Genomic DNA, 10365 nt, shown 5'->3' with positions numbered 1-10365 from the left:
AAGCAGAATGTTTCACGTGAAACATTCTGCTTCTGCTGCTTCTGCTGCTTCTGCTGCTTCTGCTGCTTCTGCTGCTTCTGCTGCTTCTGCTGCTTCTGCTGCTTCTGCTGCTTCTGCTGCTTCTGCTAGGGGAAAAATAAATTAAACTGCTCTAATAAAAGCATAAAAGCCTTTGCTGGGGATAGTTTACTAATATGAGGATAACAAATAGATGTCACTGCAAAAAGTTATTAATATGCATTCGTTTGCATATTAATATACCGCTCCAGCGTCCTTAATAGCAACCGAAGGGAGCATCAGGAGCACCCGCAGGGTGCTGCATCCATGCTTCGCCAGAAGCTCGGTATATTTATGCAACCCTTATGCAACAAAAAGAGGTTTTTGCAGTGGAGCCATCTGTCCGCATATTTACCTGCGAAAGTTGCGGTTATACCGAAGGTCGAGATGACAACGCAGTAATTAATCTCTACAAGTGGTACGCTGCCCCCGTGACAGGGTCGGCTCTGATTAAGAGCTGAATGAGTATCAAGTTTGTGTTTGGACGCTATAATAAGTGCCTGATACCAACAAGTGCTTAAAACTTCACCAAGAAGCCCGGTAATTTATTGCCGGGAGTAGGTCACACTTTATCCAAAAAAGCCTGGGCTCGTTGTCGGAAGTCATCGCTGTAAAGCATTTTCTCCAGGAACTCAAATTCCAGCTCCATGCCTTTTTCAAAAGGCAGGTCGAAACCGGAAGTTATAGCCTTTTTTGCGCCTTGTACCGACTGAGGAGCTTTTTGGGATATTAGTTTTCCTAATATCAGAGCCTTGCTTAATGCTTGACCAGGAGGACTCCGGTGCTCAATTATACCCATCAGCTCTGCTTGCTGCGCATCAATCTGTCGACCAGTAAGGACAATATCCTTGGCCCGGCCATAACCTGCCAGGCGGGAGAGTCTCTGGGTTCCGAAAACCAGACCCATATTAACTCCTGCTGCCGCGATCCGGGCATCATCATCCATCACCCTAATATCAGCACATAGAGCCAACTCCAGGCCTGCGCCCATAGCGAATCGGTTGATAGCCGCAATAAGCGGGAAGGGGATATTTTCGATTTGACGGAATAACTGGTAAAGGCTAGCAAAATAGTCTTGGTTGGACGCGGGACTTTGATTTAAAAGTTCGCGTATATTGGCGCCGGCAGAGAAGCCATAGTCCCCGGTTAGAACCACCACTTTGGCCTCATCTTGGGATATCTCAGAGAAGCAGGCAGAGATTTCTTTGAGCATTAGCTGTGAAAGGGCATTGACCGGCGGAGCATGCAGGGTAACAGTGGCTATACAGTCGATGATGTCCAGTGAAAGTAAAGTATACTGCTTTGTGTCCGGCATTTTACCCACCCCCCTTTTCTTCTCCTGTTTAATACTATTATATTTATATTCATTCTAAGTCAGGACGGAACAAAAACCAAGTAAGAATCGGGGGACAGGTTCCTTGATTCCTGACCGGAAGAAAAAAGAGCTCTATGTCTATGCTATACTGTAAATAAAAGGGGGAGATGCGGTGTCCAAGCTTCTGGCTTAAGTAAAGAAGAAATCAAAGCGTTGGAGTAATCAGAGCACAAGGGGATCCATAGAACCGTCCCCTGTGTGAGCTTAAGCATATCGGGGGAGAGGATAGGCTTATGATTGCCGAAATCAAAGGTAAGATCAGTCAAACGGGATATAATTTGAATGACAGATTGGAAGATAATCTAACCGGAAATGTTTTTGGTGCAATGCGATATATACCCTTTAATCTGGCTTTGCGAAACATACTGGCCAAAGGCGTATATCCCCCGGGGATCGGCGAGCTGATCCTGGGAATCAAAACTGAATATTGGGGCGACAAAGTTCAGTTTTGGCCTTATGACAGGGAAGGGGAAATAGATGTTTTAGTCGACTTTGACGATGCGATAATAGGGATCGAAGTGAAGTATTTAAGCGGGCTTTCTTCTGATGATGATGTGGTGGCGGAAAAGTTAATGGATAATGAAGCGGAAAAAAGCTGCAATCAGCTTGCCCGTGAATCAAGGATCATTGCGAAAAAAGGAGCGGGCAAAACCAAAATACTACTTTTTATAGCGGACAGCGATTTTTGCTGCAATGTTTATGAAGATGTAACGGAGCGGGGTATTATTGAAGACCCGGTTGGGTTTGGCTATCTTTCCTGGCAAAGTGTTTTGTCTCAGATGCAGCTGCTGGCACTGGATAATCCTTTCTATCAGATTATCCTCGATGATGTCATTTCTCTTTTGATAAAAAAAGGGTTTGAGAGCTTTACTAATATGTATGTAACTCTAGATGCGGATATTGCGCCGGAGGGATACTATGATTTCGGTGCTTACGATTCCTGCGCCCTGAGTTTTGAAACTGATATTTTAATCGAAGGTGGTGTATATTATGAGTTCAGCTGAAAATATCAGGAATGCTTTTAATGTAGTACACAAAACCTACGAAAATATTAAAAAACTAATGGATTATTGCAAAACCGTGGCAAACGAAAAAAGCCAATACATAACTGCGGTAGATAAGTTTTTACGGTGGAAGTCAGATATTGATTATTCCGGGTGGTACATTCATGATTTTATCCTCTTGTTCCAAAAGAGATCTGACGCGGAGCTGGAAAATGAATGGCGCAATGGTCCGGTTTATGCTATGGAAATTGAGCTGCGCAGCGAAGACCCACAAAAAGTCCCCAGCGTTTATTTATCCAAATTTGAATATGCTGAAATAGATTCCTGGTACAAAGGGTGTTCTCCAGCCAATCATTGGGCATTTTATTGGCCATTGAGAAACCGCGACATTATGAATATCGAAACCAACGAAGGAATAACGATGGCTGTACCAAAAACAAAAGAAACGGGGCAGTCTTACTGGGGACTGGAAAGAGTGACCTCTGTCAGTATGCCTTTAACGGACATAACAGCGGACAATGCCTTAGAAAAGATATTTGGCAGTTTTGACAAGTTAGGGTAATACCATTGGCTCCTAGGGTAGCTTATTGGTACATCGCCCTGAATTAATAAACGTCAACAGATGAATTTGGTTTGAGCTTTCGCTGGCCATTTTGGGCATCATCACATCCATAATAATAAGGTGGATTTCGTTTTCATCCACTGCCTGCAAAGCTTCCAAGCCGTTGGCAGCCTTAAAAACCGGATAATCTTCGTTTTCCAGGCAAAATCGCCTCCAGTATTTCCCTGTCGCTATCGCAAACTAAAATATTTATGACGAATCACTTCTATAAATCAAGTTCTCATCTTGAGGCAATGATAGCAAGCAAATCTTACAAAGTTATGGCCATAAATCTTAAGAATTTCATAAAGAAATAAATCGACTGCAGGAATCAAGGTACCTGTCCCCCTGATTCCTTTCATCTATGCTTAAACTTGTTGTGCATTTTTGGGACTTAAACCCGGGGCGGTTTTACAAGATAGAAAAATATTGCTATTATGGAAAGACTAAAAGCATTGAAGGTCTAAACGAGGTAGATTGTGAAAATCCAGAAAAAAAGCCCAAAAAAAAAGGCTAATGACAGCTTCACTTTTATAATAATCCCAGGAAAAACTGGACAGGCACTCCATCTATGTCTAAGCAGAAAATATATTTTGGCAGGAAGCTTGCTGTTATCAAGCGTAATTTTAGTTTCTGCCATGATAACATGCCTGTTTTTTCAGAGCCAGGCTGAGATACGCTCAGTGGAAAAGATTAAGATGGAAAGCCTGAAAAAAGATGAAACCATAGACCTGCTGGGAAAAGAAATCCAAAATATTCGAAAACAGCAGGAGGGTATAGACCAAACCCAAAATGAAATAAAAAAACTGATGGGAATTATGCCGGAAGCGCAAGTTAATGCAAAACCCTCCCGGGGGACAATAGTAAGTGAAATGGGGGGAGCGGAAAATGAAGCCGAGGACATTTTGTCAGCGACCCGAAGTATTAAAAGGGAGATAAACCGGCAGGAAAATGAGATAAACAGCTTGCTGTCCGAGGTCAGCCAGCGAGGAACATATTATAGAAGTCGTCCCAACCAATGGCCGATAAAGGGGGAGATATCATCACCCTATGGCTGGAGAAAATCTCCTTTCCGAAGTAGAAAAACTAGTTTTCATGATGGTATTGACATCGTACAGGATCTGGGAACAGAAGTGCTGACAGCAGGTGACGGGAAGGTCATCTTTGCCGGATGGAAGGCTGTTTATGGAAAAACCGTGGAGATCGACCATGGTTATGGATTTATCAGCCGCTATGGGCACAATAGTGTCATTCTGGTTAATGAGGGTGACAGAGTCCAAAAGGGAGAAGCGATAGCTTGCCTGGGGAATACCGGCAACAGCACCGGACCCCACCTGCATTTTACCATAATGAAAAATAATGAAAGCGAGAACCCGGAAAACTATCTGCCCTGATGGGAGAAACCGGGCTTTGGATTAGAGGGAAAGGGTGTGGATTAGATGTGGAAAAAGGATAAGCAGCGAAACATTGAAAGCTTAATCTCGCATGGAGTACTGGTCAAAGGAGAGATCCGCTCCTCCGGTTCAATTCGCATTGATGGCAATGTTGAGGGTAGGGTTGATGTAAAAGGTGACCTTATTGTGGGAGAGAAGGGGAAAATCAAAGGAGAAATACTGGCGGACAACCTTATTCTGGCTGGGAAAATCGAGGGGAATATAGAGGCCAGAGGAAGATTGGAGATTACTGCCACAGGCTCCATCACCGGAGATGCCAGTTGCAGCTTGATTTCTATTGAAGAAGGTGGTTTTATCGATGGTACCTCCAAAATGATTCGTCCCCGGGAAAAAGTTGAGTTAAAAAAAGGGGAAACAATGGCAGTGGCCAAGAGCGTGTAGAGTTAATTACATGACTACTGTTTCAGGGCACTGGCCTGGCAGATCCCGTCTTTTATTGCATCTGCCAGGCTATGGCGCTTAAAACTGGAATGAGCTAAACACAGGCCTTTAGCAATGACATCAGCCATCCGATAGACCGTATAAAGCCGAGTATTCTGTAAAACCATATGCTCCAGGAAACCACCGATATTTACTACCCCCGAAATGTGAAAATCCCCTACTTCGGGCAATACCTTTCGCAAAGCCGTACCGGGCTGGAGACTCCCTTTTTTTACATTTATATAGCCTATTCTATCGGCATTGCCCAAACAAGCATCAATAGCAACCAGCAGGGGATTATGGTGTTCAGCGTTAATAATACTGAGAAAATGATCCAGGTTGGTAGCATGTACGGGTATTTCCAGAGTGCCATAAATATGAGCTGAGCGGAGAAGGGATTGCAAGCGGGTGCCTACCAGTGGCCCCAGGCAATCTCCGGTTGCCCGGTCGGTACCAATACATAGATAGACTATTTCACGGCTATAGTCCTGGTTTAAATCCTGCAAAAGGAAGCTTATGCTACGCTCCATTTTACTGAAACACAAGGGGTCGTCACAATGAAAAGAGTCTTTACAATTTTGTCGGCTCAGCTTGGGTAACTCCACTGCTTCTCCTCCGATGCTTTTATCTTTATCCGATGACAAACTCGCTCTAAGACTCCCGCCTCTATAGGCGGGAGTAAGAGCGACTAAGTCCCTGGATAAGTGCGACTAAGCTTCAGATGGAGTTAAAACTCCACCTGAAGCTTAGTCTTACTTTATTCTTGACGGCTGGAAAAATTTTTATGCAGTAAATTAAAAAGATAGGAATAAGCATGGAATAAAAAGGTATGGGGAGGAGGCTATAAATAAAAACCAGACTAGTGCTAGTAATGGGTTATCTGGGGGCAGTAATAGGGGCCGGCTTTGCCTCGGGGCAAGAGATCATCCAGTTCTTTGTTGTCTATGGCAGTGATGGATTTAAAGGTACGCTTCTGGCCACCTTCGCTTTTGCTTTTTGCGGGGGAATGCTGCTCTATCTAGCTCGCCGCTATCATGTATCCAATTATCAAGATATGCTGGCCCAGCTTATGGGCAACAAATGCGGAAAGCTAATTGACTGGCTCCTGGCGGTTTTTTTGTTTTTGGGCATCAGTACCATGCTATCTGCCAGTGGGGCTGTATTTGAGGAACACCTCTACTTGCCTAAAAGCCTGGGGATTTTACTTACTTATTTAATGGTAATATTCTTTTTATTTTCCGGTAAAAAGGGCTTAATCACCTCTTTTAATATACTGGTTCCCTTAAAAATACTGTTCTTATTGATCGTCACCAGCTATGCGGCTTTTTTTCTTCAAAATCAGGCTCTGGAAAGCTATAGCGCTTATCCCTCTCCGGCTGACAGCAGGTTTTGGGTAATATCCAGCATACTCTATGTGGCTTACAATTTTTCTCTGGCCATGGTGGTATTAAGTGAATACCAAAGCCTGGGTAACTGTCGTGAAGGGATTGCCGGGGCTGCATGGGGTGGGCTTATACTGGGGATACTGCTGATACTGACCTACCTGTCTTTAGGTAATTTTCTGCCGATGGTTATGCATTATGAGGTGCCCATGCTCTATCTAGCAGGAAAAATATCGCCCCAGGTCAAACAGCTCTATATCCTCATACTCTGGATAGGCATACTTACTACGGCCATAGCCAATGCTTATGGCTTCACCCAGCGCGTGGCCGATTTATTCGCTTTGAGCTTCAGAGCTTGTCTGTTATTGTGTATGACTCTGTCTTTGCCTCTGGCCATGCAGAATTTTTCTACCTTGGTGGGAAAGATTTACCCGCTCTTTGGTTTGCTGGGAATAATAATAATCTCAGTATTGCTTTTCCAGTCCATAAAAGACATGGCACTGCTCTTGTATTATAATATTAAGCAGTAAATAAAGAGATTCAGGGAGGTCTATTGATAGTAATGAATAATTTGAAAAATATACCCTCCATTGCTGAAATGCTTAAGAACGAGCGAATCAAACAGCTAATAGAAGTCTACCAGCGCGAATTCGTGGTGGAAGTAGTGCGTAATGCTGCCGAGGAACTGCGCCGGGAACTTTTTCTTAAAGAAGAGGAAATAAAAAAAGAGCAGTTATTGCAAGCGATACTGCTCAAGGTAGATAATATGGTTTTTCGCCTGGCCGGGGGGAGCCTGAAAGAAGTGATAAACGGAACCGGAGTGGTACTTCATACCAACTTGGGACGAGCTCCGCTGGGTAAAGGGGCCATAGCCTATATGAATCGAATGGCCAAGAGCTATAACAATTTGGAATTTGACCTGGAAAAGGGGGAGCGGGGAGAGCGTTATGGACATGTAGAAGAAGTATTAACCCGCTTGACCGGCGCCGAAGCGGCCCTGGTAGTTAACAACAATGCGGCCGCAGTTTTGTTGGGTTTAAATACCCTGGCCCGCGAGCGGGAAGTGATTGTTTCCCGGGGCCAATTGGTGGAAATTGGCGGAGCTTTTCGCATCCCGGAAGTAATGAAACTAAGCGGGGCCAGATTGGTAGAAGTGGGAACAACCAATAAAACATATATAAGCGATTTTGCAGCCGCCATAAGTGAAGATACCGCCCTGCTGTTTGCCGCCCACACGTCCAACTACAAAATACTGGGCTTTACCCATGAGGTTCCTCTGGAGGAACTGGTGAAACTGGGTCAGGCGAAAGAGCTACCGGTGATGCAGGATTTAGGCAGTGGAATCTTTTATGATAAAGCGGATTGGGGACTACTAGAAGAACCGGCGGTGAAGAGCTGTGTTGCGGCCGGGGTGGATATCGTTACCTTTAGCGGGGATAAACTTTTAGGAGGTCCCCAGGCCGGCATTATTGTGGGGAAAAGGCCTATGGTGGAAGCCATGAAGAAAAACCAGCTAACCCGGGCACTACGGGTGGACAAACTCACTATCGCTGCGCTGGAAGGAACCTTGCTGGAGTACCTCCTGGGTGCTCCGAAGAAAAACATCCCGGTGATAGAAATGCTGGCTTTAAGCCGGGAAGAGTTAAGGGAAAAAGCCGAAAGGCTGTTGGAATTGCTGGAAATGAGGACCAGAGATTTATCAGGGATCAGGCAGCTTAAGCTGGTAGAACTGGAGGATATGGTGGGCGGAGGAGCATATCCCACATATAAAATTTCCGGTTTTGGGGTGGAAATCGAATTTAGCCAACCCGGCCTGGAGAAAGTCGCTAAAATACTGCGAATGGGAAGCCCGGCTCTGCTTACCCGGCGCCAGGAGGATAAAATGCTCTTGAGTGTGCGCACCCTTCTTCCCGGTGATGAGATAAAGGTAGCGGACTTGATTGCCGGAGTTGTCCAGGAAAAAGGGGATATATAGATGAAACGGCTTATTATTGGAACCGCAGGACATATAGATCACGGCAAAACCACTCTGGTAAGAGCCTTAACCGGAGTTGATACTGACCGTTTGAAGGAAGAAAAGCAGCGGGGCATTTCTATTGAACTGGGATTTGCCCCCTTTATGCTGCCCGGCGGCCAGAAGGCGGCTATAGTTGATGTGCCGGGACATGAGCGCTTTATCCGGCATATGCTGGCCGGGGCTTTCGGGATTGATATGGTGGTCTTTGTTATCGCCGCTGATGAAGGAATCATGCCCCAGACCCGGGAACATTTAGATATAATTGAATTGCTGGGTGTAAATCAGGGGGTAGTGGCTATTACTAAAAAAGACCTGGTTGACGAAGAGTGGCTGATGCTGATGGAAGAAGAAATAAAGGAATACCTGGCCGGGACGGCTTTAAAAAACAGCCCCATGATAGCAGTATCAGCCATCAGCGGAGAAGGGATAGAACAATTGCTGGAGGAAATCGAAAAGATGGCGGCCCAGGTTAAAGAGAAGCCGGTAGTGGGACAGGCGCGTTTGCCCATAGACCGGGTTTTCACTATAGCCGGTTTTGGCACGGTGGTGACCGGTACCCTGTGGTCGGGGCAAATAAAGACCGGTGAAAGCCTGGAACTGATGCCGGTGCAGCGACCGGTCAAAGTCAGAAGCCTGCAGGTACACGGAGCCAAGGTTGCGGAAGCGCTGGCCGGACAGAGGGTAGCAGTCAACCTGCAGGGAATTGAGGTGGCGGAGATAAAAAGGGGTTACCTCTTATCCACCCCGGACTATCTTCGTCCCAGTTACCGGGTAGATACCCGCTTAAGGCTCTTATCTTCCAGTAAGAGAACCTTGAGAAACTGGAACCGGATAAGATTTCACCTGGGTACTGAGGAGGCTCTAGGGCGGGTGGTTTTGCTGGATCGGGACGAGCTGCAGCCGGGACAGGAAAGCTATGCGCAAATTGTCATGGAAAAAGCGGTGGTTTGTCAGAAAGGAGACCCCTTTGTAATCAGGTATTATTCACCAGTAACCACCATTGGCGGCGGCGGCATCATTGACCCCCATGCCCCCAAACAGAAACGCTTCCGGGAAGAGGTTCTGGATCAACTGGTTATGAAAGAAGAAGGCAGCCTCTATGACTTGATTCTGCAGGAGATGGAAGCGGCTGAGGCCACATTTATCAGCGCTGATTTAGCGCGGAAAACCGGCCATGAAGAAGAGCAAATTAAAGAAGAGCTGGAACAATTGCTCCTGGACGAAAAAGTAGGGGATTTAAAAAATGGGGAATACATGAGCAACCGGGGCTTAAAAAAGATAAACGAAGAGATAAGGGAGCGGCTGAAGGAATACCACCGGCAATATCCCCTGCGGGCGGGTTATCCCCGGGAAGAGATGAGAAGCCGTTTTTTCAAAAGCATTAACACACGAAGCTTTAATGCCATAATGAAATGCCTGGAGGATAGGGGAAGCATAAACAGCCAGAACAACCAGCTCCGGTTGGCGGGCTACAGCCCGGAGCCGGGAGAGAAAGAAAGTCATGCCATTGAGAAAATTCGGGCACTGATGGATAAAGAGTTATTTACCCCGCCTTCTCTGGAGGATTTAAAGCAACAGTTAGAGCTTAATGAGGAGAATTTCGGCGAAGTTATTTCCTACCTGCTCAACCAGGGATTATTGATTAAACTCTCCGGGGATATATTTTTTTCTACCCGCGCTATAGAGGAAGGAAAGAAAATCCTGGAGGAGCATTTTAGCCGGGAAAAGGAGCTCAGCCTGGCCACCGCCCGCGACCTGTTTAACACCTCACGCAGGTATACCCTGCCCTTGTTGGAGTATTACGACAAGAGCCGTTTTACTCGTCGGATAGGGGACATTCGGGTTAAAGCTTGATGTCACTGCAAAAAGTTATTAATAGGTATTCGTTTGCATAAGATTTACCGCTCGCAGTCTACGCATGGGCAACACCTGCGGCTTGTCTTGCGGCGAAAGGGGTACCGCGCTAATCTCCCGTCCATGGGAGGTAACCTTAATAGTGACACACCCGCAGGGTGGAACACCGGGCGTACCCGCAGGGTGAAGCGCTCTCGCGAC

Annotated in this window: 10 protein-coding genes; 7 read left to right on the top strand and 3 right to left on the bottom strand. The window is 46.0% G+C overall.

The genetic code is table 11. From position 1 onward, the window contains the following. Positions 1–619: 619 nt before the first annotated feature. Entirely contained in the window at positions 620–1372 is a 753-nt protein-coding gene (locus PHP87_RS04355) for an enoyl-CoA hydratase/isomerase family protein (RefSeq protein WP_299918840.1), read from the bottom strand. A 293-nt stretch (positions 1373–1665) separates the two neighbouring features. On the opposite strand from PHP87_RS04355, the gene PHP87_RS04350 reads away from it, so the two are divergent. Both PHP87_RS04350 and PHP87_RS04345 read left to right on the top strand, forming a co-directional pair. Continuing rightward, positions 1666–2436 (top strand): hypothetical protein, encoded by a 771-nt coding sequence (locus tag PHP87_RS04350; protein ID WP_299918838.1) that lies wholly within the window; start codon positions 1666–1668, stop codon positions 2434–2436. Then, positions 2423–2998: a hypothetical protein gene (locus PHP87_RS04345; RefSeq protein WP_299918837.1), complete on the top strand. Its 576-nt coding sequence runs from the start codon at positions 2423–2425 to the stop codon at positions 2996–2998. Before PHP87_RS04350 ends, PHP87_RS04345 begins: the two co-directional genes overlap by 14 nt. Before the next feature lie 12 nt (positions 2999–3010). Here PHP87_RS04345 and PHP87_RS04340 read toward each other — a convergent pair whose 3' ends face one another. Further along, a complete protein-coding gene (locus tag PHP87_RS04340) occupies positions 3011–3148 on the bottom strand; it encodes a hypothetical protein (RefSeq protein ID WP_299918864.1) in 138 nt (45 codons plus the stop codon). Between the two features lie 482 nt (positions 3149–3630). On the opposite strand from PHP87_RS04340, the gene PHP87_RS04335 reads away from it, so the two are divergent. After that, positions 3631–4431, top strand: coding sequence for a M23 family metallopeptidase (locus PHP87_RS04335; RefSeq protein WP_299918835.1), 801 nt, complete (start codon positions 3631–3633; stop codon positions 4429–4431). Between the two features lie 45 nt (positions 4432–4476). After that, complete coding sequence (locus PHP87_RS04330) at positions 4477–4872, top strand: polymer-forming cytoskeletal protein (RefSeq protein ID WP_299918833.1); 396 nt, start codon at positions 4477–4479, stop codon at positions 4870–4872. 14 nt (positions 4873–4886) lie between these two features. Here PHP87_RS04330 and yyaC read toward each other — a convergent pair whose 3' ends face one another. After that, positions 4887–5555, bottom strand: coding sequence for a spore protease YyaC (gene yyaC, locus PHP87_RS04325; RefSeq protein ID WP_299918830.1), 669 nt, complete (start codon positions 5553–5555; stop codon positions 4887–4889). 227 nt (positions 5556–5782) lie between these two features. On the opposite strand from yyaC, the gene PHP87_RS04320 reads away from it, so the two are divergent. From PHP87_RS04320 to selB, 3 genes are read left to right on the top strand one after another with little or no spacing between them, the layout of a single operon-like run. Then, positions 5783–6823: a hypothetical protein gene (locus tag PHP87_RS04320; RefSeq protein ID WP_299918862.1), complete on the top strand. Its 1041-nt coding sequence runs from the start codon at positions 5783–5785 to the stop codon at positions 6821–6823. Between the two features lie 32 nt (positions 6824–6855). Then, entirely contained in the window at positions 6856–8268 is a 1413-nt protein-coding gene (gene selA / locus PHP87_RS04315) for an L-seryl-tRNA(Sec) selenium transferase (RefSeq protein WP_299918828.1), read from the top strand. Continuing rightward, a complete protein-coding gene (selB, locus tag PHP87_RS04310) occupies positions 8269–10164 on the top strand; it encodes a selenocysteine-specific translation elongation factor (protein WP_299918825.1) in 1896 nt (631 codons plus the stop codon). It begins immediately after the preceding gene. Positions 10165–10365: the final 201 nt, after the last annotated feature.

This window comes from Syntrophomonas sp., from assembly GCF_028707975.1.
Lineage (GTDB): Bacteria > Bacillota > Syntrophomonadia > Syntrophomonadales > Syntrophomonadaceae > Syntrophomonas.
This window is presented reverse-complemented; position numbering and strand designations above follow the sequence as displayed.